Source organism: Rothia amarae, from assembly GCF_042677725.1.
Classification (GTDB): Bacteria; Actinomycetota; Actinomycetes; order Actinomycetales; family Micrococcaceae; genus Rothia; species Rothia amarae.
In genome coordinates this window covers 317,221-341,466 of record NZ_JBHUCN010000013.1, presented here as the reverse complement: position 1 = coordinate 341,466, position 24,246 = coordinate 317,221, and the positions used below count along the sequence as shown (strand labels likewise).

Below are 24,246 nucleotides of genomic sequence, written 5' to 3'. Positions count from 1 at the left end.
AGTAGTTTTTACTTCGTCGTCTGAGAATTGAAAAGCTAGGTAGGTTTAGTCTTTTTGAGAAGATGAACCTACCTAGCCGTTTCTAAGGGATATTTGTGTTTGTTGATTTAGATATTGAGAATTGTTCTGTGCTGCTGTGCGGTGAGGCTACACGCACTGAAAGGGTGGCTTTGAAGTTTGCCCAGGCAACGGAGGTACTACGCTTCAACCGCGTCGAGGATATGCGTGCGCCGGGGACTCCGGTGGGTTTAGTAGTGCTTTGTGTTTCTGATGAGAGAGAGGCACAAAAGTGGAGAGCTGCTGTACTTTCTTCAGGTATTGGTGCGCCCTCCATCGTTGATACCGAGGTTCCTGCCGAATCGCAGGGCGAAGTGTTCCTCATTGGAGCCGGCCCTGGGGATCCTGGTTTGATGACTCGCCATGCTCTGGAAGTACTCAGCCAGGCAGATGTAGTTCTTCTCGATCATTTAGCACCCTACCAGGATTTACCTCGATGGGCTCCTCATGCCGAAATCATTGATGTGGGTAAAATTCCCGGAAAGCATCGGGTCCCCCAGCGAGAAATTGATCAGCTGATGGTGCGTTACGCACTGCAGGGTAAGAAAGTAGCTCGCCTCAAAGGTGGAGACCCCTATGTTTTCGGACGCGGGGCTGAGGAACTTTATGTCTGCGAAAAAGAAGGCATCCCGGTGAAAGTCTTCTCGGGCGTAACTTCCTCTATATCTCTTCCCGCCATGGCAGGCGTTCCGTTGACCCTTCGCGGGGTCTCCCATATGTTTACGGTAGTCTCAGCCCATCAAAAGCTCACCGATTCTGAGCTCGATCAGCTCTCCGGGTTACTGAAGGACGGCGGCACGGTTTCCATCCTCATGGGAGTGAAAACTCTCCCCCACACCATCGCAGGCTTGCTGGAACGCGGCGTCCGCCCAGATATGCCGATGGTGACCGTCCAAGATGGCTTCCGCGCCCATCAACGGGAGTACTTCTCCACTGTAGGTACTTGCTTGGAGAATTATGACCAGCTTAAACCTCCAGCTGTTACAACCATCGGCAATGTCTGTGCCGCGGTGGGTGAAAACAGGGAAGAACTGATGGGAAAGGCATTTGAAACCCATTAAAGTCTAAAAGGTGGAGCCTTCACTCATTGAGAGTGAAGGCTCCACCTTTTATATTTGCCGCGCAGAACACCACGGCTACTCTGAGAGCAGGAGTTCTTAGACCAGAAGCTCTTCGTCCGCACTCTGTGCCCAGACCGCGAAAGTCTCTTCCTCAGTGGAGCGGGTATCCAGGTACTTACGCAATACTCTCTCCAAATAATCCACTAGGTCAGCAGATGCAACCTTTAGTCCCCGGACGGTTTTACCCACGTTGCCGGATCCAGCGTTGAGATAATCAGCCAGCGTTCCCCCTAAATGGACCTGGAATCCAGGAACTTGTTCTCCTTCATCAGTGGTAATGATTTGACCCTTCAACCCAATATCTGCAGTCTGAGTACGCGCGCAAGCATTGGGGCAACCGTTAATGAAAACGTTGAACTGTTGAGGCAATTCTTCTTTGACGTCTTCCAGGCGTTTTTCCAACTGGTCTATTGCATCAATCGCCGTTTTCTTTGTATCAACAATCGCTAACTTGCAGTATTCAATACCCGTGCACGCAATGGTATTGCGGCGGAAAATTGAAGGGTTGGCGGTAAGCCCGAGCTCTTCAATTCCCTCCAGGAGAGCATCGATTTCTTGATCGGGAACGTCCAACACCAAAATCTTTTGGTAGGGAGTGGTGCGCACCCGCTTCGAACCAGCGGCCTCAGCTAGCTCAGCAAGTTTTACCAACGTGGTGCCAGAAATACGACCAACTGTGGGGTTCAAGCCCACAAAATTCTTTCCATCTTTTTGAGCAAACACACCCACATGGTCCCCGCTCTTCGTCGGAGCAGGCATCTCAATGCCATCTGCCAAGGAGTAACCCAGGTATTCGTTTTCAAGAACCTCGCGAAACTTCTCTACACCCCAGTCGTTGATGAGGAATTTCATACGAGCACGGTTTCTCAATCGACGGTAGCCGTAATCGCGGAAAATTTTGATAGTACCCAGCCACACATCGGTTACTTGCTCAGGTTTGACGAACACCCCGACATTTTCTGCCAATTTAGGATTGGTCGACAGACCCCCTCCCACCCAGAAGCTAAATCCCACACCTAACTCGGGGTGGTTCACAGCAACCAACGAGATGTCGTTAATTTCATGGACGACGTCGTGGCTTGGATTTCCAGTGATGGCTGTCTTGAATTTTCGAGGCAGGTTAGAAAGGTCAGGATCTCCTATGAACTTTTCCTTGATTTCCTCAATGTAAACCGTAGGGTCAATGAGTTCATCGGCGTCTACTCCAGCTACGGGAGATCCCAAAATAACACGCGGTACATCTCCACAAGCCTCGGTAGTTGAAAGCCCCACGGCTTCTAATCGTCGCCAAATTTCTGGAGCATCTTCAATTTGTACCCAGTGCAACTGAATATTTTGGCGATCTGTAATATCGGCTGTATCGCGAGCGAATTCCTGGGAAATTTCCCCAATCACACGCACTTGCTCGGTGGTAAGCTGCCCGCCATCAATGCGTACACGCAACATGAAATAGTGATCTTCCAGCTCTTCAGGAGAGAGCTTAGCGGTACGACCGCCGTCAATGCCTTGCTTACGCTGGGTGTACATTCCCCACCAGCGCATACGTCCGCGCAAGTCGTCAGCGGGAATCGAGTCAAAGCCCTCTTTGGAGTATTCATTTTCAATGCGCTCGCGAACGTTGAGACCGTTGTCTTCGAGTTTAAATCGCTCATTATCATTGAGCGGTTCCGTGCCATCGATTTTCCATTGACCATTCGGTTTTGCCGAACGTGGTGTAGGTTTTTTGGTTGCGGCAGCTTTATCTTGCTGGGTCAGTGATTTTGCCATCTTGGTTTCCTTTAGAAGTTTAAAACGTAGAGTTATTCAAGGCAGGTGCGCTGAGAGCTGGCTCTGCGGGGATTCTTTCGCTCAGTTTTAGAGCTTCAGTCTGGGTGTGGCGTGAACGCTTGACCCCGAGAATACTCATCACAAGACCAATAAGTCCCACCAGAAGGTAAATCGCTAGATTCCACGCATCCAGGGCGGGAATCAAGCTAAGGAGTTGAGGAAGGTTCAACAACACCAGGGTTGTTCCTACGAATCCGCCCAGCGCCGAAGGGTTAATCTTGCTCACCAACCACGCCGCAAAAGGAGCTGCTACTACACCACCGGCGAGAAGCCCCAAAACTGCAATCAAGTGCGTGGTCAGTTCAGACCATAAGCTCAAAGCAAATCCAGCGGAAGCTGCGAGCGTGACCAAGAACTCCGCCGTGTTGACGGTTCCTACAATGCGGCGGGGAGCCGTCCGCCCGATGCTCATGAGTGTAGAACTTGTCACAGGTCCCCATCCCCCGCCACCGGTGGCATCCACAAAACCCCCAAAGAGTCCTAATGCCAAAAGGGATCGGTGGGAGGCAGGTGCCTCGTGCCCCGCAGCTGCTTGTCTGCCGCGAGAAAAACGAAAAACTAGGTAGGCGCCAATTGCAAGAAGCAAGCAGGAGGTCACGGGTTTGGCAGCGTGCAAACTGATATTGCTCAGTATCGTCGCTCCGGAAAATGCTCCCATTGCACCGGGGATTCCAAGACGCAGCGCTACTTTCCAATCCACATTGCCAAATTTCCAATGGCTCAATCCTGATGCGGCAGTCGTTCCCAATTCCGCTACGTGTACAACTGCGGAGGCGCTGGCAGGTGCTATTGCTGCCAAAGACATCAGCAAGGTTGTGGAGGTGACTCCAAACCCCATTCCCAGGCTTCCATCAACGAGCTGGGCTATTGCACCACCTAAAGCTATGAGGAGTAATGAACGCATCTTTATTAATCCTTTTTCCGCGGCTGCGGGCTATGCGAACCAGAAATTTTTCAAGTTCGCAGATTTTTATGATGGATTGAGGTCCGAGACCATACCGGCGGCTAATGTGTTTCCATCGGATGGATCTACCAGCAAAAATGAACCGACTCTCCCCTGGGCGTTGTAAAGATCTATTGGTAGGGGTTGTGCGAGTTGAATTTTGACGGTCGCAATATCGTTGAGCTCAACAGTTTGCGCTTCGTGCTCCGTTGAGGTATCGATGTCGAGAACCGAGGTAATCCCCACCAAGCGCGCTTGGAGCAGGGAGGTTCCGTAACGGATTTTGAGCTTTGACTTGGCGCGAAGAGACTGCTCGGAAAGCCCAACGATGGTTGCCTCAAAAATGGTGGTATCTTCCGGACGGTCGCTTGCAGCGATGAGGTCTCCACGAGCTAAATCAATCTCGGCAGAAAGGCGTAGGACCACTGATTCATCGACTCCAGCGATATTCAGAGCACCGTCGCTAGAATCAATATGGGTGACCGTTGCCGAGCGTTCTTGACCCAAGTCCACCGAATCACCAACGGCAATTTCACCGGAGGTAATACGTCCGGCGTATCCTCGATAATCTTGGGAGCCCTCTCGAATCACATATTGGATGGGAAAGCGGAAACCAGTGCTGTTTTCAGAGTTCGCATTCTGGGTATGGACTTCCACCTCTTCGAGGTATCCCAGTACAGTGGGACCGTCATACCAGGGAGTATGCTCCGATGGGTTGACGACGTTATCGCCTAATAACGCACTGATGGGGATAACCTGAACATCTGTAATTCCCTTGCTACGCGCCAGTTCAACGAATTCGTCTCGAATAGTCTCGAAAATAGAGGCAGAATAATCTACCAGGTCAATTTTGTTGACAGCTAACACCACGTGTTTGATTCCCAAAAGAGCCGCTACCGCCAGGTGCCGCTTGGTTTGAGTAACAATGCCATGGCGAGCATCACTGAGTAGAACCACAACCTCCGAAGTGGACACACCAGTCACCGTATTTCTGGTGTACTGCACATGGCCGGGAGTATCCGCCAAAATAAATGTTCGACGTGCGGTAGAGAAGTAACGGTAGGCAACGTCAATCGTGATGCCCTGCTCCCGCTCTGCTCGAAGCCCATCTACCAGTAGCGAAAGATCAGGATGCTCTAGACCCCGCTCTCGAGATGTACGTTCCACCGCCGAGAGCTGGTCAGCCAAGATGTTCTTGGTGTCATGCAAGAGTCGACCCACAAAAGTCGATTTACCGTCGTCAACGCTACCTGCGGTGCACAGATGTAAGGTTTGGCGCTGCTGAAGAATCTCTGAGCTGGGTTCGGTTGATGTAACGGTCATTTTAGAAATACCCCTCCTTCTTGCGATCCTCCATCGAAGATTCGCTCAGGCGGTCATCGGCGCGAGTAGCGCCTCGTTCGGTTAAGGTAGAGGTTGAGATCTCGGTGAGGATATCGTCAATAGTGGACGCTTCAGAAAGCACAGCTCCGGTGCAGGACATATCTCCCACCGTGCGGTAACGGACCTTCTTAGTCTCAAGGGTTTCTCCCTTTTTAGGCCCGCCCCAGTCCCCTGCGGTGAGATACATGCCATCTCGCTCAAAGACTTCACGCTCATGTGCAAAGTAGATGGGAGGCAACTCAATTCCGCGAGCGCCGATATACTCCCAGATATCTGTTTCTGTCCAGTTTGAAATGGGGAATACGCGGATGTTCTCTCCGGGTAGGTGACCGCCGTTGTAAAGGTTCCAAATTTCAGGGCGCTGGCGACGAGGGTCCCACCCGCCAAAGTTATCTCGTACGGAGAAGATGCGTTCTTTTGCGCGGGCTCGCTCTTCATCTCGACGTGCGCCGCCTAGAACTGCGTCGTATCCCTGCTCTTCGATAGTCTCCACCAGCGGAACGGTTTGAAGGGGGTTTCTGGTGCCATCGGGGCGTTCTTTGAGTTCTCCCTTATCAATCCAGTCCTGCACTTTTGCTACGCGCAGTCGTGCGCCGGTGCGTTCCACTAAATCATCGCGGAACTTGATGACTTCAGAGAAGTTATGTCCTGTATCAACATGGAGCAGTTCGAAGGGCACTTGCGCTGGCGCAAATGCTCGGCGAGCGAGTTCAAAGACGACCACAGAATCTTTTCCTCCGGAGAAAAGGAGCGCGATTTTGTCGAATTGCCCTGCGGTTTCGCGAAGAATCTGTAGGGATTCGTTTTCCAGGTCTTTGAGGTGGGGTGAAAGCGTTGTGGCTGTTTCTCTCATGTGTGTAGTCCGCATTCCGTTTTTGTAAATTGTGCCCAGCGCCCGCTGCGGGGGTCTTCTCCTTCAGCTACGGGTGCGGTACAGGGAGCGCATCCGATGGAGGGGTATCCGGCGAGTGTTAGGGGGTGAATAATCAAATCGTGATCAGTGATATATTCCTGGGTCTCTTCGAGTGACCAGGTAACCAGTGGTGAAATTTTCAGTCGACCATTCTGATCGATATCTAAAGCAGGGGTGTTTGCTCTCACTGGGGAGTCTGCTCGTCGAAGCCCTGTAATCCATCCTGAATAGGGTTGCATGTAGGTAGCGAGGGGTTCCACTTTGCGCATACGGCAACATGCTGCGGGATCTTTGGAATAGAGGCTCATTCCGTAGCGGTCATCTTGTTCGGGAACGCCCAGGAGGGGTTTGGCTCTGATGAGTGGTTGAGGGTAACGCTGATCTACTTGGTCGGCTACATCGATTGTTTCGGGAAAGTGGTAGCCCGTATCAAGGAAAAGAAAGTCTGAACCGGGCAGGTATTTGGAGGCTAGTTCTGCAAGTACCGTGTTCTCCATGGAAAGGGTGACGGCGAGTTTGCCAGGTGCGTTATCGTGAGCCCATTCAAGGATTTCTTGAGCGCTTGCATCATAGAGTGCATCAGCGTATTCGTTCACCAGTTCTTGGTTGCGTTCTTGAATTTTTGCATCAAGTGGTGCAGGTTCGGTGGTTCCCGGAGGGCTTATTTGTGGGTCAGTGAAAGAATGAGCTGCGGGTTTGACCCCGTAGCTCTTGAAAAGGTGGGAGTTATTGGACATCGCTTCTTCCTTTCTACTGTATGAAAGCGTGCCACTTATAGGGAAATCCTAGGGAGTAGGTTTTTAGATAACAACCCATCGTTCATAAGGAGAAACGCTGATTAACGGGAGGTCATTTTTAGTCTTCTTTTGTCATTTTCAGATCTACAGCTTGATTTCTCCCGCTATTTTTAGCGAATTCTTTACCCACTAAAAAGCCTTCACTCATCACGAGTGAAGGCTATTGAACGATTATTTTAAGGAAAAGGGTCGGCTCTACTCCAGCTGACCCAGAGAATCTAAAGCACACTGACAGATAACATCAACCGATTGTTGATCGCCTGGTACCACCAATGGTTCTGCAATGTGAGCCCCTCGCTGGTGTCCGAGTTTTTTCAGTTTTTGATCGAAGAAACCTCTCCCCAGCAAATAGTTTGCAACAAATATCGGCCCGTTTCCCTGGGCTTCAGTAACTGTCTCTTCGATGGTGGGAGAAATATCAGCTATGAAACCGAAGGTAACTTCCTGTGCCAGCACGTTGGATAACATGGCACATTGGCGGGCGACAGCTTCTTGACCATCGGTACGAGATGAACCAGCACCGGCCATGACGACGGTGTCACCCGGTCGCCATCCTTTTTCAATCAAACGGTGATGCATCAATTGCGCCATGAGGGGTGAAGGACCCAGCGGCGCGGCTATCGCAATATCAGAAATCCCTGATTCTTTTGCTGCATCTCGCATATCAACTTGGGTATGATACCCCGTTGAAAGTAAGAGAGGAAGAATGATGGTCTGGTCTTCAGAGTGTAAACCCTCTAAAACTTCATCGAGAGTAGGAAATTGAACATCAACATAGGCTTCATAGACGTGATAAACAGGCCCTAGCCGTTGGGAAAGGAGCGAGCGCAAATTCTCGATAATCGATTCGATAGTTGAGCGCCCGTCCGGGCTATTGGTTCCGTGGGCAGTTGCAACAATATTAATCGGCATGGAATCTACTTTCTAATCACCTTGAATTGAGAAGCTTGAGCTACCGGGCGCATCACAATCCGATCGAGATTAATATGGTGGGGTACATTGACGGCAAACGTCACGGTTTGTGCCACGTCTTCTGCGGTGAGGGGCTTTTCGACACCTTCATAAACTTTCTCAGCTGCCTTGGGTGACCCTAGTCTATTGAGCGAAAATTCCTCGGTGTGAACCATGCCAGGAGCTACCTCAATCACACGGATATTGTGCTCGGCTTCTTCGAGACGAAGCGCTTCTGTCATACCCCGTTCACCAAATTTTGAGGCGTTGTATCCGCCGCCACCTTCATAGCCGTGTTCTGCAGCGGTAGAGGTGAGATTGAGAATGGTTCCTTCGCCAGAGGCTCGAAGAGCCGGAAGGAATGCCCGAATCATGTTGAGTGTGCCCAGTACATTCAGCTCAAACATAGAGCGCCATCTGGATCCATCTGCATCCGCAATAGAGTCGGCGCCCACTGCTCCCCCGGAAATGTTGACCAGCGCGTCAATCGATCCGCTATTCTCTTCGATAATTCTCAAAGCAGTCTGAGTTACCGCAGATTCATCGGTGATATCTAGGACGACAGGAATAACACCTGTCTCTTCCGCCAGCTGGTGCAAACGCGCTGCACGACGCGCTACCGCATAAACGGTCCATCCGGTAGCTCGCATCTGCTGAGCCGTTGCACGTCCGATTCCTGATGAAGCACCAGATACCACAGCAATTTTGCCCCGTTGTGCATCTGATTCAAAAGGATTATGCAATCTATGGGAGTGATTCATCCCCCAACCGTACCCGGATATCTGTACAGGTTTCTTCAAATCGCTGCTCATGCTGAAGAATACGAAAAATGTTAAGCAATATGAACCTCGCATAGATATTCCCTCCTCCTGGAAGCAAAGGTGAGGAAAGCAAAACAGTCAGGAGGAGCACCTCTCACTGATACATGAGAGAATAAGCCGTATGGCTGAAATAAATCAGGGCTCAGACTCGCCCATCACAATTACCGTTCCCGATCGTCCCGCGCTAGAAGGACTCGAAGAAAAACTTTCTGCTCGCTGGGAATCCGCACAAACGTACGCGTTTGACCGCGAAACAACTCGTGAGAACGTGTACTCTATCGATACTCCTCCTCCCACAGCATCTGGCTCCCTTCACGTGGGTCACATGTTCTCCTACACGCAGACCGACGTCATTGCCCGCTACCAGCGCATGACCGGCAAGAACGTGTTCTACCCGCTGGGTTGGGACGACAATGGCCTGCCCACCGAACGCCGTGTTCAGAACTACTACGGCGTACTGTGTGACCCCGCCATCCCCTATGATCCTGACTTCCAGGCACCCGAGAAGCCTGCAAAGAATCAGCGTGACTGGCCCCGTATTTCGCGCGGTAATTTCATCGAACTGTGCGAGACACTGGCAACAGAAGACGAAAAGGTTTTCGAACAGCTTTTCACCACGTTGGGGCTTTCGGTGGACTGGTCTCATTCCTACCGCACCATTGATGCTCATTCGCGCAAAGTCTCTCAGCTTGCTTTCCTCAATGACCTCAAATCTGGCGATGCATACATGGCAGAAGCACCCACCATGTGGGATGTTACCTTCCGCACCGCGGTCGCTCAGGCTGAGCTAGAAGATAAAGAACGTGAAGGCGCCTACCACCGCATCTCTTTCCACCGCCCTGACGGAGAAAAAGTCTGGATCGAGACCACACGCCCCGAGCTTCTTCCCTCCTGTGTTGCGCTGGTTGCTCACCCCGATGACGAGCGCTACCAGCCACTGTTCGGCACCACCGTTACCTCACCTCTGTTTGGCGTTGAAGTTGAAGTTAAGGCTCATCCCCTAGCCCAGCCAGATAAGGGTGCCGGTATCGCCATGGTGTGTACCTTTGGTGACACCACCGACGTCACCTGGTGGCGCGAGCTCCAGCTCCCCACCCGTGCCCTCATCGGTCGCGACGGACGATTCGCACGCGATATGCCCGAGTGGATTACCACAGCAGAAGGCCAGGAACGATTCGAAAAAATCGCTGGCGCCACAGTCTTTTCTGCCCAAAAAGCAGTAGTTGAGATGCTGGTCGAAGAAGGCGAGATGGAGGGTGAGCCCAAGAAGATTACCCACCCCGTCAAGTTCTATGAAAAGGGCGATAAGCCCCTGGAAATCGTAGCTTCACGTCAGTGGTACATTCGCAACGGTGGACGCGACGCCAGCCGCCGCGAAGATTTGATCAGCCGCGGTCGCGATATCGAGTGGCACCCGTCCTTTATGCGAAGCCGCTACGAGAACTGGGTAGAAGGCCTCAACGGCGACTGGCTCATTTCGCGCCAGCGCTTCTTCGGCGTGCCCTTCCCCATCTGGTACAAACTCGATGAAGCGGGCGAGCCCCTTTACGATGAGCCCATTGTCCCTGCCGAAGATTCACTTCCCGTAGACCCCGCTGCAGAACCCGCGCCGGGCTTCACCGAAGAACAGCGCGGAGTACCCGGCGGTTTCCAAGCAGATCCGGATGTTCTAGATACCTGGGCTACCTCTTCACTGACCCCTCAAATTGCAACTGGTTGGGCAGTAGATGAAGATTTGCACAAGGTCACCTACCCTATGGATTTGCGCCCCCAGGGTCACGACATCATTCGCACCTGGCTCTTCTCCACTGTGGTCCGATCGAATTCCCTGGAGAATTCCGTACCCTGGAAGCACACTGCACTTTCAGGCTGGATTCTCGATCCTGACCGCAAGAAGATGTCAAAGTCCAAGGGCAACGTCGTCGTCCCCAACGAAGTCCTAGAAAAGTACGGATCAGATGCGGTTCGCTACTGGGCAGCTTCAGCCCGCCTGGGTGCCGATACAGCCTACGACGAAGGGCAGATGAAAATTGGCCGACGCCTCGCCATTAAGCTACTCAACGCATCCAAATTCGTACTCAATTTGGGAGCAACTGAAGCATCGGTTCTTACCACAGCGGAGCAGGCAGCCGTCGTCATCAACGATTTGGATCGTTCACTACTCGCCAAGCTGGCAGTAGTGGTGGAAGAAGCCACCGCTAGTTTTGAGAAGTACGAGTACGCTCGTGCACTTCAGATTTGCGAAAGCTTCTTCTGGTCATTCACCGATGATTTCGTTGAGCTCATCAAGGATCGTGCCTACGGCGCTCGCGGAGATGATGAACAGGCATCCGTTCTGGCAGCCCTGGCTACTACTTTGGATGCGTTACTTCGCCTCTTTGCACCGATCCTCCCCTTCGCCACCGACGAGGTCTGGAGCTGGTGGCGCGAAGGTTCGGTTCACCGCGCTGCATGGCCCACTCACGAAGGATACAAGGCAATTGCCGACGATGCCGACGCCGCCGTGCTACCCACTATCGGCATTGCACTCGGTGGATTGCGCAAGTCAAAATCAGAGGCAAAGGTCAAGCAACGCACCGAAGTTGAAGTTGCGACCATCACCGCTGATGCTGAATCAATTCAGCGCATTAAAGCAGGTATTAATGATTTGAAGGCAGCGGGTAATGTTCGCGAGCTCAACCTCCAGGTTGGAGAAGGCGAACTTGCTGTTTCAGATATTGTACTAGTTGCTGAAAATGCAGAATAAACATTTGCGCTAGTCACAGCGTGGGTCGCCCGTCATCTCTACGGGCGACCCTTTTGCGTATTAAGTGAGGATATAGATGAACACGCCTGAGGTGCCGGTCTACCGTGGGGAAACTGCCCGCAAAAAGCGACGCAAATACCACCTCATACCCAAAACCCGTTTCACTGCAGGTGCCACGGACAGTATCTTCTTTGTCTTTGCAGGGCTCGCCGCCTCGGTGCTGACCCTCCTTATTTTTCAGCAAGGGTTGCAAAACTCCTGGCTGAATTTAGCTTTACTCTTTCTCTTCTGGGCCTTTACTGCCTATCTCACGCTCCCCCGTCTGCATGCCATTTTTACACGCATTTATGTGCCTGAATACTTTATTGGGCGAACCCGAACCAACGACGGCCTGTTGGGCGATCCCATCAACCTTGGCTTCCGAGGAACAGCTGAACAAATTCATGAGGTCATGACCCAAGCAGGTTGGTCCCGTGCCGACGATATTACGCTGAAGTCATCCTGGGGCATCGTTAAGTCGACCCTCACCAGAAAGTCCTATCCCGAAGCTCCTATTTCTCCTTTGCAACTCTTTGGAAATATCCAAGCCTTTGCATATCAGTTGGAAGTGGATGGAAATCCGCTCAAACGCCATCACGTACGATTTTGGAAATCACCGGAAGGGTGGGTTCTTCCCGGTGGGCAAAAAGTTGATTGGATTGCCGCCGCCACCTACGACACCGGTGTCGGATTTTCTTTCTTCACTCTTCAAATCACGCACCGTATCGACGCCGAGACGGACTACGAACGCGACTACATTCTGGACACCATCCAGTATGTAGCTCCTGGAACTGACGTTCAGGTGATTGAAGATTTTTCAACCGGTTATCACTCGCGTAATGGCGGGGGCGACAATATCGTCACCGACGGTAACTTACCCATTGTGCAGCTTCACAACCAACCTAAACATAGGTCGGTGCGTGATGACCGCATCAATCTTCACTCTGCCAGTGACATCGCCCGTAAACTTCCCATGAACCTCTTGGTAGGTTCAGTGATGGTCGCACTGTGGGGGCTTGTCCAAGGTGTGCAACTCCTCTACCGGCTACGCAATCCCTTAGATATTCAAGAGATGGTCTCTTCAGAACCTACACTGCAGCAGATTGTTGATTATCTAGGCGGCGAGAAGTTTATCGAAACCTTTGAGAGCTTTCTCCCCTACGGCGTCGTTCTCTTCGTTGCTATGCTATGGTTTCTTGCTTGGCGTTTGCTCAAAGGGTCCTCCCGAGCTCGTCTCTTCACCCTCGACTTGTTGGCCTTTGCTTTTCTCGTTTTGCTCTTTCGAACCTACGTCTGGGGCAAGCACCTTGAGCTCATCACAATCCTCGGTCAAATGACCATCTTGGTCTTTGCGATGCTCGCCTACACCTCAGACCAAGCACGCCGTTATACAGAAAAAGCCAAGACGCTCAAAACGCCATGGCTCTCCAAATCGGATCTCAAATAAAGATAATTCTGGGCGGTCAGCTAAACTGACCGCCCAGAATTATCTCTACAGTTGTTACTGTTCAGTGTTAAAGATTGGGCCTACATTGCGAGGGCGCTTCAACTCAAAGAAGCCAGGGTAGGATGCCAAAGCGAGAGCGCCGTCAAACACCTTACCTGCTTCTTCACCGGTAGGAGCAGGGCTCATGACCGGACCGAAGAAGGTGACGCCGTTGATGGACATGAGTGGGACGCCGATATCGTCACCACCGGCTGCTTCTAGACCTTCCTTAGTTGAAGTTCGCATCCGCTCATCTGATTCACCAGAAGTAGCGAATTCAGCAAGCTCTGCAGGAAGTCCAGTTGCCGCTAGTGCTTTTTCAATAGCGTCAGAATACTTGTTGTCATTATTCTTGCGGTGGTGAATCTCTTCGCCCAAGGCAGTGTAAAGCGCATCTACCTCAGACTGACCATAGCGTTCAGAAACAGCAGTAGCTACGCGAACAGGGCCCCATGCCTCATCCATATGCTTCTGGTAGCTTTCGGGCAAATCGCGACCTTCATTGAGTACCGCGAGAGAAAATGGATGCCACTGAACCTCAACGTCGCGAACTTTTTCAACGTCTTTAATCCAGCGTGAGGTCATCCAGCACCAGGGGCAGATAGGATCAAACCAAAAATCAATTTTTGAAGTTTCAGACATTCTTTCCTCCATCGATAGAATTCATAGCACCTTAGATGAGCAGAAGCTCAAGCTTTAGGCAGATTTTTTTGTCTCTTCAGGGAAGAACACCAGTTCGGGTGTTTTATTCCCCGCCACTACATCGGCGTCAATGATAACGGCAGAAATATCTGACCGTGAGGGTACATCGAACATGACCGGTTGAAGCAAATCCTCCATGATTGAACGCAAACCTCGCGCCCCCGTTTCACGCTCAATAGCCAGCCGTGCAATTGCCTCAATCGCCTGATCTTCAAAAATTAAATCAACATTATCGAGAGCAAACATACGGCGGTACTGCTTCACCAAAGCATTTTTCGGCTCGGTCAAAATACGGGTAAGTTCTTCCTGGCGCAGCTTTCCTAAAGCAGCCAAAACAGGTAAACGCCCAATAAATTCGGGAATCAAACCAAATTTCAAAAGATCTTCAGGCATGACTTTGAGCATGAAGTCGTCGCTCTCATCAGCAATCTGAATGGGCGCACCGAAACCAATCCCTTTTTGCCCCACCCGGTTCCCCACGATTTCTTCTAAACCAGCGAAGGCTCCGGCAACGATGAAAAGCACGTTCGTTGTATCAATTTTGATGAAGTCCTGCTGCGGATGCTTGCGGCCGCCCTGCGGTGGAACTGAGGCTTCTGTTCCTTCAAGAATTTTTAAGAGAGCCTGTTGAACGCCCTCCCCTGATACATCTCGCGTAATAGAGGGGTTATCAGCTTTGCGGGAAATCTTATCAATTTCGTCAATATAGATGATGCCACGCTGCGCTTTTTCGATATCTCCATCTGCAGCTTGAATAAGCTTCAAGAGGATATTCTCCACGTCCTCCCCCACATAACCTGCTTCGGTCAAAGAGGTAGCATCAGCGACGGCGAAAGGCACATTCAACTTTTTAGCTAGGGTTTGGGCCAGGTAAGTTTTACCAGAACCGGTGGGGCCCACCAGAAGAATATTCGATTTGGCAATTTCAACGTCTTCGCCCTCGGTTGCCAAAAGTGTTTGAGCATCGCTGACAGCCGACTCTGCTGCACGAATTCGCTTATAGTGATTATAAACAGCTACAGAGAGCGCACGTTTAGCTTGTTCTTGCCCAATGACGTACTCTTCGAGATGCGCAAAAACCTCGCGAGGGGTAGGTAGTTCGAGCGTGCTCGAAAGATCTTTAACGTCGGCTAGTTCTTCATCCAGGATTTCGTTGCAGAGTTCAATACACTCATCACAAATATAGATATTTGGACCGGCAATGAGCTTGCGAACCTGTTTCTGATTCTTCCCGCAGAAAGAGCATTTGAGAAGTTCAGCAGCTTCGCTCATTCTCGCCATGCTGTTTGTCCTTTCAATACGACCGAATCTAATCCAAGGCTACCTGTAATTTGAGCCAAGCCAAACTCGTCTTTTACATATCTCGCACTTTATCTCAAAATGACAAGATGACGTTTCCGATGCTGCGTGTTAAGCGCCTTCAATATCGGCGAAATAAAATAGGGGCGCTACTGTTCGTTTGACCAGTAGCACCCCCTATTTCTAACCAGCAGTGATTAGCTAAAATCTTCTGCCTGGTTAAACTTTGGCTTCACAGCCTTGCGTGATTCAAGAACCTGATCCACCAGACCGTATTCTAAAGCCTGCTGAGCGGTCATAATCTTGTCACGCTCGATGTCGCGGTCAACTTCCTCAGCGGTTTTACCCGAATGCAGAGCAAGAGTCTGCGCCGTCCAATCACGCATGCGCATCACTTCATTAGCGTGGATTTCGATGTCGGATGCCTGTCCACCCTGCTGACCACCGAGCGCAGGCTGGTGAATGAGGACGCGGGCGTTTGGAAGAGCCAATCGTTTACCGGGAGTTCCTGCTGCCAACAGGGTAGCTGCAGCAGACGCCGCCTGACCCAAGCAGACCGTCTGAATTTCAGGGCGGATGTACTGCATCGTGTCGTAGATTGCTGTCATCGCGGTGAATGAACCACCGGGTGAATTGATGTACAGCGTAATATCACGATCAGGATCCTGGGATTCAAGAACGAGCAACTGCGCCATAATGTCGTCTGCAGAGGCGTCATCTACCTGAGTACCCAAGAAAATAATGCGATCCTCAAACAACTTGGCGTAAGGATCTTGGCGCTTGTAGCCGTAAGGAGTGCGCTCTTCAAAGCTGGGCAAAACGTAACGGCTATCTGGCATACCTGCAGGAGCCATCATTGAAGGATTGAAATTCATAAGTTATATCTCCTAAAAACGTGGATCCGCGATTACTTATTGTCCGAAAGCTTTGAACCGGCGCTGGTTGCGATGTGATCGAAGAATCCGTATTCCAATCCTTCTTCAGCGGTAAACCAGTTATCGCGATCGTTATCTTTGAGGATGGTTTCTAAGCTCTGACCGGTGCGATCAGCAGTAATCTGCGAAAGACGCTTCTTCATATCAAGAATCAGCTCAGCCTGGGTGCGGATATCAGATGCGGTACCACCGATACCACCGGAAGGCTGGTGCATGAGAATTCGTGCGTTGGGAGTTGCAAAGCGCTTGCCCTTGGTGCCTGCGGTCAGCAGGAACTGCCCCATGGATGCTGCCATACCGGTAACGACGGTTACGACGTCATTAGGAATCAACTGCATGGTGTCGTAAATTGCCATACCTGCAGTGACTGAACCACCGGGTGAGTTGATGTAGAGGTAGATATCAGCTTCTGGATCCTCAGCAGAAAGAAGAAGCATCTGTGAGCAGATGCGGTTAGCATTTGAATCACGTACTTCCGAACCCAACCAAATGATGCGCTCTTTGAGCAAACGGTTGAAGACGTAGTCGTCCTGACCGCCCATAGGTGTTTCCATGGTGGGTTCTGAGCCTGCGGAGAACTGCGGCATAGGCAAAATGTTAGTCATTAATACTTCTTCCTTTTCTCTAACGCCTCGTTATTACAACGAGGCATTGAAAATTTTGGTTAATAGAAGATTATCGAAACCTGCTTGCCATAGGAAAACAGTTCGCTGTTGGCACACGCAACCGGCCTAGAGCTTAACTATTCCGATGCCCTGGCTTGCAGAAGCACGCACTTTTAGTGATAGCACGCAAGAAGACCTTGAGGCGTTGAAATGACTTCGATAGGTGTTTCAAAAATATCAGTCAAAATCTGATTGTTCATCAGCTCTTCGGTGCGGCCCATATGAATGACTTTTCCATTCTTCATAGCACACATGTACCGGGCGTAGCGGGCAGCGTAATTGATATCGTGCAACACCACAATGATCGTACGGTTGAATTGTTCTGCGGCGTCCTTGAGATGTTGCATCATATGAACAGAGTGCGAAATATCAAGGTTATTCAGAGGTTCATCCAACAACACATACTCTGTTTCCTGGGCAAGCACCATAGCAACGTAAGCCCTTTGACGTTGCCCGCCAGAGAGTTCATCAAGATAGCGAGATTCAAGTTCTGCTAGGTGCAAAAAATCTATATACCGGGAAATGATTTCCTCATCTTCAGCGGTTAACCGACCTTTCGAATGCGGGAACCTACCAAACCCCACCAGCTGCCGCACCGTCAGCTTGGTCATAAAATGATTTTCTTGCTTAAGAATCGAAACAATCTTGGCAAGGTCTTTTGACTTCGTTGTCGTAATATCCATTCCTGCGATTTCGATGGCACCCTGATCAATCCCCAGTAGCCGCCCCATCATAGTGAGCAGCGTCGATTTACCAGCGCCATTTGGTCCTACTAAAGCTGTAATCCCACCGCGCGGAATTTCTAAATCTACAGGACCAATGGACACCTCCGAGGAGTAGTTTTTGTTGACATCCTTCAGAGTTATCACAATGCTCCCTTTCGCAAAATAATTGTTAAGAAGACCACTGCCCCCACAAATTCAATGATTATACTGACTACACCCTGGGCAGAAAAAATATGATTCATCAGAAAATACGAGAGGGTAAGCACCAAGTAGGCTAGCAAACTTGCCAGCGGAAAAAGGTACTTATGGTCGTAAGTAGGCGCGCTCTGATAGGTCAACATAGCCACCAAGAAACCCAAAAAAATCATGGGACCCACCAGCGCCGTCGATACTGCAGAAAGCACGGCAACCAGCACCAGCACGGTAAGGGCGATGCGAGAAAAAGTTACGCCCAAGTTCTCTGCAGTTTCCCTGCCCAGAGAAATGACATTCAGCTTCTTCGAAAGGAAGAAAAGAATTAGCGCAGAGCCCACGACCAGCGGTACCGCAACCGGATAGTATTCTGCTTCCGCATTATTGACCGAGCCGAAAAGACGCGCTGTCAAAATATCGAACTCGCTGGGGGTCAGCATGCGCTGCATAAAAGTAGAGAGCGACCCCAGTCCTCCGCCTAGAATAATTCCCACCAAGAGCATGGAATGCATATTGGCATTCTTTCCTCGCAGTAACCAACCGTAAAGCAAAAAGCTGAATCCCACCATGACCAGTATCTGAAAGAGAAACATTTCAAAGGTGCGTGCGTTGAGGAGCCCTGTGGCACCAAAGAAAAAGATGGTTGACGTATGAATGGCTGCATAGAGCGATTGAAACCCCATGATTCCCGGGGTAATGATTTTATTGTTCGCCACCGTCTGAAAAGCAATAGTTGAAACAGCCTGGCATAATGCCACAATTCCCATGGCGGTAACGGCATCGGCCCGTCGCTGAGCAATAATCCAAAAACGACGTGTGCCAAAAGGCATGGGATTGTCGTAAGCAAGTAAACCGAAGGTAGCCAGCAAACTACCTGCTAAGAGAACCCCCATCAAAATCCAATACTTCGTACGGTCAGATGACGTGCGAAATGATCCGCTCATTCGAGTCTTGCTTTGTGACTTTGATGCTACGGAGTCATGCGTTAACAGCACTTGCCCAGCGTCCGTCCTCTCATCGCGCATTTGCTCCACCTTTCACAACCAGCCCTACAAAGACGGTAGCTCCCAAAACACCTAAAATCACAGAAACAGGCATTTCGAAGGGGGCAATGATAATGCGGGCGAGAATATCACACAGTGTTACCACAGCGATTCCGCCCAGGCACACCCATGGGAGATTACTCCGCAGATCATCCCCGCGGAACATACTCACGATATTTGGCACAATCAATCCCAGAAAAGGAAGGGACCCCACCACCACGGTCACTACACCGGTGGCAATCGCTATGAGGGCAGTTGCAATCAGTACCATTCGTCGGTAATTCACCCCCACGTTGGTAGAAAATTCTTCACCCAGACCCGCTAGTGTTAGACGATCGGCCAAAATAAATACGGCAATCACAACGCCCAGAACCATCCAGAGGATTTCATATTGCCCCTGATAGATAGAGGTAAATGATCCTGCGAACCAAACAGACAGCGACTGAAGCATATCTGTCTGCAAAGCAAAGAAAGTGGATACAGAGCTCACTACTGCACCCAACATAATTCCTACGATGGGGACGATAAGGGACGATTTGAGCGAAATTCGGCGCAAGAAGAGAAAGAAAATCATCGCACCGATAAAAGCAAATGCCACGGCAGCGGACATCTTGAACAAGATGGACGCCGAAGGATAAAAAAACAGGACAGTCAGCAATCCCAGACCTGCCCACTCAGTTGTACCAGTAGTAGAAGGCTCCACAAAGCGATTTTGAGTAATCAGCTGCATGACCAATCCGGACATGGACATCGCGGCTCCTGCAAGCACTAGCGCAATGGTTCGAGGGACTCGGCTGATTGCAAACATTTCTCTGCCCTCTTCCCCTGAAAAAATATCGAAGGCACCGGTGAGGAGGGAGAGCGCCAGCAGAATTAGAACCAGCAAGCAGCCGAGCCCTAATTTTGCTGTATAGAGTGGCGCTCGGCTGGTGCGTGGCTTGGGTGTGAGTGCTACAGTTGAATTCAATCTTTACCTCCACAGGCCGCTCCCGGTAGAGCGACCTGTGAGCAATAGGAAATAATGGACACTAAATATTTTCGTTATTTTGATTGCTCAAAGGTATCAGCCATCTGGTTCAGCATCTCTGTATAGGTAATAATATTTTCGTTGGTGTAGGTATCAGAAGGCGCGAGAATAACTTTCTTGTCTTTTACAGCCTTGACATTTGCTAGCGCATCGCTTCCCTCAATAACTTCTTGAGCAGGTTTTGCTGATTCTCCGGAAGAAATTGCCGCGTCACGATCGAGAACAAGCATCACGTCAGGGTTGGATTGAGCAATAGCTTCAACGCTGATGTCATCGCCCTTGTGGTTATCCGAGGTGTTCTCAACTTCCATAGCCGGCGTCATGCCCACTAAATCATAGAGGGGACCAAAGAAACGCCCTTTGCCCGGTGCAACATAACCAATTTCGCTGCCAGAAACGTTGATTGCCATGACTTTCTGCTCAGGGTTGTAGGCCTTCTTTGCACGCTCTAGCGCCTGATCGAAATCAGCAATAAGTTTTTCGGCATCTTTTTCTTTGTTAAAAATTTCTCCCAAAGCCTTCGTTTGTCGCTTAAGTTCTTGGTCAAGAGGTTCTCCCTCACGCGGCTCAAATTCGAGGAGGGTCGCTTCGGGGTTCAGTTCTTTGATGTCTTCATAGTATTGGGAGAAACGTTGCCCATTAATAATGAGTTTGGGTTCGGCTGCTGCAAGCGCCTCGAGGTCAGGTTCGCGGTGAGTGCCGATATCAATGATGTTCTCATTATTTTTCATCTCTGAAAGAGTCGCAGGGATAAGAGACTTCGGTGCGGCAACAGGTTCGATTCCCCAATTCTGGAGGATTTCAAATGAACGGTTATCAGTTACAGCAACGTTTTCAACCGGTAAGGAAAGTTCATGCGTGCCAAAGTTATCTTCAACTGAGATAGTGCGCTCTGACTGAGCGGAGGACGACGTTGCTGAGGAGTCGCTTGCAGATTGTGTTTCAGAAGCTGTATTTCCACCGCATGCCGTGAGTGCAAGGAGGGCAGTCGCGGCCAAAGAAGTAATCGCTAGGGTGGGCTTGCGCATGAAAATTCCTTTGAGTTTTGGCGTGTATGTTTATGTGGACAAAAACTTGTCGCTCTCCACACTAAACTAAGCCTTACCTAACTTCAATTAGAACATACTTATATTTCTTATTTATTTTACCATTTATTGGGCACAAAAAAGGGAGACTCCATTCGGAGCCTCCCTTGATGTATTCGAGCTAGATACTACTCAGCTGATTCTTCTTTAGCTTCTTCGTTTCCACCCAGGTACTTTGAAAGATCCACGATGTTTCCCTCGGAATCCTTGACCTCTGCCTTTTCGATGACAGCTGCAAGAGCCTTGGAACGGCGTACTTCGCCCACCATCAAACCAGCCTGACCGGAGCCATCCAGCATCTGTGCGAACTGGTTGGGATCCATACCGTACTGAGAAGACATGGTGATGATGTAGTCGATGAGCTCAGCCTGCTCAACACCAATTTCTTCCTTCTCAGCAATCGCATCAAGAATCATCTCGTTCTTGAATGCGGTTTCAGCATTTTCACGAACTTCTGCGCGGTGCTCTTCGGTATCGTGACCTTCTTCAGCGCTGGGATTGTTGAAGTGCTGGTTAATCTGCTCTTCGATAACCTTCTCAGGTACTTCGATGTCAGCCATCTCAACGAGCTTTGCAAGAACCTTATCGCGTGCTTCTGCGCCCTGCTCTGCAACCTTGGAATCAGCAGCCTGCTTCTTCAGGTCTTCCTTGAGTTCATCAATGGTGTCGAACTCTGAGGCAAGCTGAGCAAAATCGTCGTCAGCTTCAGGAAGTTCGCGTTCCTTAACTGCGGTGAGGGCAACCTTTACAGTTGCTTCTTCACCGGAGTGCTCGCCGCCTGCAAGCTTGGTTTCGAAAGTAGCATCTTCACCGGCAGAAAGACCGGTGAGCGCCTCGTCAAGACCCTCAAGCATGGTGCCTGCGCCAACCTGGTAAGAAAGGTCGTTCGCTGCGTCAACTTCTTCGCCATCGATAGAAGCGTTGAGGTTAATGGTGACAAAGTCATCATTAGCTGCAGGACGATCTACGGTCTTCAAAGTAGCAAAACGTGAACGCAGTGCATCCAGTTGCTTCTGCTCGTCTTCAGCCGAAACTTCAGTTGCTGCTACCTCAACCTTGATGCCTTCGTAGTTAGGTACCTCAACCTCGGGGCGTACAGTAACTTCAATAGTGAGCTTGACATCGTTCTCACGAGCATCTTCTTCGGGCTTGGAGATAATATCCAGCTCGGGCTGTGCAAGAGGAGTCAAATCATTTTCAGCAAGAGCCTGCTGGTAGAACTCGTTGAGTCCTTCATTCAGTGCGTTCTCAACGATGAAATCAAAGCCTGCGCGCTGTTCAATGAGTGCACGAGGGGTCTTACCCTTACGGAAGCCAGGAACCTGGATCTGCTCAGCTAGGGACTTGTAGGTGCGATCAAGGTAGGTCTTGAATTCTGCGAAAGGAATCTCGACCTCAATCTTTGCGAGGGTCGGATTAAGCTTCTCGACGGCAGTTTTCACGTCCGTGGGTCTCCTGATACATAGTCGGTGACGCAAACTCGGTTGAGTGTGCATTTCAATATCTTTAGGCTTATGAAATAACAAAAACCCGCCGTGATATGCGGCGGGTTCTGTTAACTCATGTCGGGGTGACAGGATTCGAACCTGCGATCTCCTGCTCCCAAAGCAGGCGCGTTAGCCAAGCTACGCCACACCCCGCAAAATGCCGCAAGCACTAAAAAGTTTAGCGGTATTTCTTGGATTTTCCCACTTTTAGATCCATCAGAAAATATTCGGCGTGGCTTCTTGCAGAAACACGCTTCATTATTCCTCATGGAGTGGGCAATAAAAATGCCTGACCTACGACTCCCCGCGGGTGAAGCTTTTATTGAGAGGGGATGACGGGAATCGAACCCGCGTAATCAGTTTGGAAGACTGAGGCTTTACCATTAAGCTACATCCCCATCTGTCCGGATGGGACTTATACAGTAAACACAATTTTCCGGTACCTTGTCAAATCGAAAAACCACAGGTGCTGAATTTTGTTGTTTTATTTGAGAAGATTGCGTCCAATATGGTTTAGTTCTGGCAGCCAGGACACCAAAAAAGGTTCCGCGCCGCAACTTGCTGAACCCGGATTATTTCTCCGCAACGAAAGCATACTTGTCCTTGCCTCTGATAGACATAGTTGGCATGTTCTGGCCACGCTTCTGCCAAGGGTATACCCGGACGGTAATCCTCTTCAGTGGTAACAATCCGCCCCAGCTCTACACCGACTTGCAATAGTTTTTGAGCATCTTCCCATACAGCGTGCCGTTCTTCCACACTCAACGATTTTGCCGGGCGAAAAGGGTCAATCTGCTGTCGGTACAAGACCTCAGCGCGAAAGATATTTCCGATACCAGAAATTATTTTTTGATCCATGAGGACGACGCCGATGGGTCGGGCAGTTTTTGAAAGTGCAGAGAAGAACTGATGGGGATTCGCATCACCATCGAGCGGATCTGCCCCTAATTGAGCGCGCACCATCTCCTTCTCATCAGCAGTTAGCGTGCGGCACACGGTCGGTCCAATTAAATCCGCCCATCCATGGGCAGAAACGATACGGACGCGCACAGTCGGCTTGGGTGGTGGTGGACTGCTGTACTCCCCCACCTCAGCGCCCTCTGTAAGCTCAAATTCCCCTACCTTTCGAGGCGCTCCGATGGATGAAGCTCCACGGAACTGTTGATCCCCTCCAAAATTCCAGGCACCGTAAATACCCAGATGTACGTTGAGGTAAAGATCATTATCAAATCGGAGAAAAAGGTGCTTTCCGTGGGCAAAAGCCTCTTCTAAACGATGACCGTCGAGAAGTTGAGCGCCATCTACGAACCGACCTTGCGGGCTGGAAAGTTGCAGAACTTGCCCGGCAAAAACATCATTGAATTGTCGGGCAAGTCGGTGAATAGAATGTCCTTCAGGCATTACTGTCCTGAAAAATTTTCAATATTTTTTCCCGAGATATCTCCCGTTTTTTCAAATTCTTCTATCTGAGAGATGCGTCGCTGATGACGCTCGACATCCGCCCATGGGGTGGAAAGGAAAATCTTGATAATCTCCAGGGCCTCTTCAAGAGAATGTTGGCGTCCGCCAATAGCGACAACCTGAGCGTTGTTATGTTCACGCGCTAGTGCTGCGGTGTCGTGGTTCCATGCCAGAGCCGCGCGGATTCCCTCAACTTTGTTCGCCGCCATCTGCTCACCGTTACCTGATCCTCCGAGCACAATGCCCAACGAGTCGAGACCGGACTCCCGATCGTGTTTAACCGCCAGCGCTGCATTGATGCAAAAGCTGGGATAATCATCAAGAGCATCGTATTCAGCAGGACCATGATCTACCATCTCATAGCCTAGTTTGGTGAGTTCATCGATGAAGTACCGGCTCATTTCAAGTCCGGCATGATCAGTTGCAATGTGTACTCGCACCTTAGTTCTCTTTTCTGCCACTCTTGGCTTCAGTGAATGACTAGCTACTACAAAAGGGTTATGAATCAGACAAAAGTTCTCAATATATGAGTTAGCCCACT

General features: G+C 50.3%; 21 protein-coding genes and 2 tRNA genes. 3 read left to right on the top strand and 20 right to left on the bottom strand.

The features are described 5' to 3' along the window. Window positions 1-95: 95 nt before the first annotated feature. Entirely contained in the window at window positions 96-1,118 is a 1,023-nt protein-coding gene (gene cobA / locus ACFR81_RS08385; protein WP_145176124.1) for a uroporphyrinogen-III C-methyltransferase, read from the top strand. A 96-nt stretch (window positions 1,119-1,214) separates the two neighbouring features. Here cobA and ACFR81_RS08380 read toward each other — a convergent pair whose 3' ends face one another. The 7 genes from ACFR81_RS08380 to ACFR81_RS08350 all read right to left on the bottom strand — a co-directional run bounded on the left by ACFR81_RS08380 (window position 1,215) and on the right by ACFR81_RS08350 (window position 8,753). After that, window positions 1,215-2,945, bottom strand: coding sequence for a nitrite/sulfite reductase (locus tag ACFR81_RS08380; RefSeq protein WP_343875009.1), 1,731 nt, complete (start codon window positions 2,943-2,945; stop codon window positions 1,215-1,217). Window positions 2,946-2,964: 19 nt separating this feature from the next. Further along, window positions 2,965-3,909: a sulfite exporter TauE/SafE family protein gene (locus ACFR81_RS08375; protein ID WP_343875011.1), complete on the bottom strand. Its 945-nt coding sequence runs from the start codon at window positions 3,907-3,909 to the stop codon at window positions 2,965-2,967. A gap of 66 nt (window positions 3,910-3,975) precedes the next feature. After that, window positions 3,976-5,271, bottom strand: coding sequence for a sulfate adenylyltransferase subunit 1 (locus ACFR81_RS08370; RefSeq protein WP_343875013.1), 1,296 nt, complete (start codon window positions 5,269-5,271; stop codon window positions 3,976-3,978). Window position 5,272: 1 nt separating this feature from the next. Next, the gene (cysD, locus tag ACFR81_RS08365) at window positions 5,273-6,199 is read right to left on the bottom strand and encodes a sulfate adenylyltransferase subunit CysD (protein WP_083147189.1); all 927 of its coding nucleotides are present in this window, start codon (window positions 6,197-6,199) and stop codon (window positions 5,273-5,275) included. Further along, on the bottom strand, window positions 6,181-6,981 hold the full coding sequence (locus ACFR81_RS08360) for a phosphoadenylyl-sulfate reductase (RefSeq protein WP_343875017.1): 801 nt from the start codon (window positions 6,979-6,981) through the stop codon (window positions 6,181-6,183). The genes cysD and ACFR81_RS08360 overlap by 19 nt, the downstream gene beginning before the upstream one ends. 255 nt (window positions 6,982-7,236) lie before the next feature. After that, the gene (locus ACFR81_RS08355; protein ID WP_068170022.1) at window positions 7,237-7,953 is read right to left on the bottom strand and encodes a sirohydrochlorin chelatase; all 717 of its coding nucleotides are present in this window, start codon (window positions 7,951-7,953) and stop codon (window positions 7,237-7,239) included. Between the two features lie 5 nt (window positions 7,954-7,958). After that, complete coding sequence (locus ACFR81_RS08350) at window positions 7,959-8,753, bottom strand: SDR family oxidoreductase (RefSeq protein ID WP_343875022.1); 795 nt, start codon at window positions 8,751-8,753, stop codon at window positions 7,959-7,961. A 181-nt stretch (window positions 8,754-8,934) separates the two neighbouring features. Here ACFR81_RS08350 and valS point away from each other — a divergent pair, with 181 nt between their 5' ends. Continuing rightward, window positions 8,935-11,559, top strand: a complete 2,625-nt coding sequence (valS, locus tag ACFR81_RS08345; protein ID WP_343875024.1) for a valine--tRNA ligase — start codon at window positions 8,935-8,937, stop codon at window positions 11,557-11,559. Window positions 11,560-11,635: 76 nt separating this feature from the next. Next, the gene (locus ACFR81_RS08340) at window positions 11,636-13,045 is read left to right on the top strand and encodes an LssY C-terminal domain-containing protein (protein ID WP_151144682.1); all 1,410 of its coding nucleotides are present in this window, start codon (window positions 11,636-11,638) and stop codon (window positions 13,043-13,045) included. A gap of 54 nt (window positions 13,046-13,099) precedes the next feature. Here ACFR81_RS08340 and ACFR81_RS08335 read toward each other — a convergent pair whose 3' ends face one another. From ACFR81_RS08335 to ACFR81_RS08275, 13 genes are all read right to left on the bottom strand, one after another. Beyond that, window positions 13,100-13,726: a mycothiol-dependent nitroreductase Rv2466c family protein gene (locus ACFR81_RS08335; RefSeq protein WP_145176148.1), complete on the bottom strand. Its 627-nt coding sequence runs from the start codon at window positions 13,724-13,726 to the stop codon at window positions 13,100-13,102. A 54-nt stretch (window positions 13,727-13,780) separates the two neighbouring features. Beyond that, a complete protein-coding gene (gene clpX, locus ACFR81_RS08330) occupies window positions 13,781-15,067 on the bottom strand; it encodes an ATP-dependent Clp protease ATP-binding subunit ClpX (protein WP_190618489.1) in 1,287 nt (428 codons plus the stop codon). Window positions 15,068-15,282: 215 nt separating this feature from the next. Then, the gene (locus ACFR81_RS08325; RefSeq protein WP_068170039.1) at window positions 15,283-15,960 is read right to left on the bottom strand and encodes an ATP-dependent Clp protease proteolytic subunit; all 678 of its coding nucleotides are present in this window, start codon (window positions 15,958-15,960) and stop codon (window positions 15,283-15,285) included. 32 nt (window positions 15,961-15,992) lie between these two features. After that, window positions 15,993-16,607: a ClpP family protease gene (locus tag ACFR81_RS08320; protein WP_369796757.1), complete on the bottom strand. Its 615-nt coding sequence runs from the start codon at window positions 16,605-16,607 to the stop codon at window positions 15,993-15,995. Between the two features lie 191 nt (window positions 16,608-16,798). Then, window positions 16,799-17,554, bottom strand: a complete 756-nt coding sequence (locus tag ACFR81_RS08315) for an iron ABC transporter ATP-binding protein (protein ID WP_068170044.1) — start codon at window positions 17,552-17,554, stop codon at window positions 16,799-16,801. After that, window positions 17,551-18,546 carry an iron chelate uptake ABC transporter family permease subunit gene (locus ACFR81_RS08310; RefSeq protein WP_233125982.1) on the bottom strand — a complete coding sequence of 332 codons (996 nt, stop codon included), beginning with the start codon at window positions 18,544-18,546 and terminating at the stop codon, window positions 17,551-17,553. The genes ACFR81_RS08315 and ACFR81_RS08310 overlap by 4 nt, the downstream gene beginning before the upstream one ends. 70 nt (window positions 18,547-18,616) lie before the next feature. After that, window positions 18,617-19,612 (bottom strand): iron chelate uptake ABC transporter family permease subunit, encoded by a 996-nt coding sequence (locus ACFR81_RS08305; RefSeq protein ID WP_145176156.1) that lies wholly within the window; start codon window positions 19,610-19,612, stop codon window positions 18,617-18,619. 74 nt (window positions 19,613-19,686) lie between these two features. Further along, entirely contained in the window at window positions 19,687-20,700 is a 1,014-nt protein-coding gene (locus tag ACFR81_RS08300) for a siderophore ABC transporter substrate-binding protein (protein WP_068170052.1), read from the bottom strand. Window positions 20,701-20,885: 185 nt separating this feature from the next. Beyond that, complete coding sequence (gene tig, locus ACFR81_RS08295; protein WP_068170056.1) at window positions 20,886-22,199, bottom strand: trigger factor; 1,314 nt, start codon at window positions 22,197-22,199, stop codon at window positions 20,886-20,888. A gap of 123 nt (window positions 22,200-22,322) precedes the next feature. Next, window positions 22,323-22,397: transfer RNA gene (locus ACFR81_RS08290), tRNA-Pro, on the bottom strand. A 174-nt stretch (window positions 22,398-22,571) separates the two neighbouring features. Then, a tRNA-Gly gene (locus ACFR81_RS08285) sits at window positions 22,572-22,642 on the bottom strand. A gap of 115 nt (window positions 22,643-22,757) precedes the next feature. Further along, the gene (locus ACFR81_RS08280; protein WP_145176173.1) at window positions 22,758-23,645 is read right to left on the bottom strand and encodes an Fpg/Nei family DNA glycosylase; all 888 of its coding nucleotides are present in this window, start codon (window positions 23,643-23,645) and stop codon (window positions 22,758-22,760) included. Continuing rightward, complete coding sequence (locus ACFR81_RS08275) at window positions 23,645-24,145, bottom strand: ribose-5-phosphate isomerase (protein WP_068170062.1); 501 nt, start codon at window positions 24,143-24,145, stop codon at window positions 23,645-23,647. The genes ACFR81_RS08280 and ACFR81_RS08275 overlap by 1 nt, the downstream gene beginning before the upstream one ends. Window positions 24,146-24,246 lie beyond the last annotated feature (101 nt).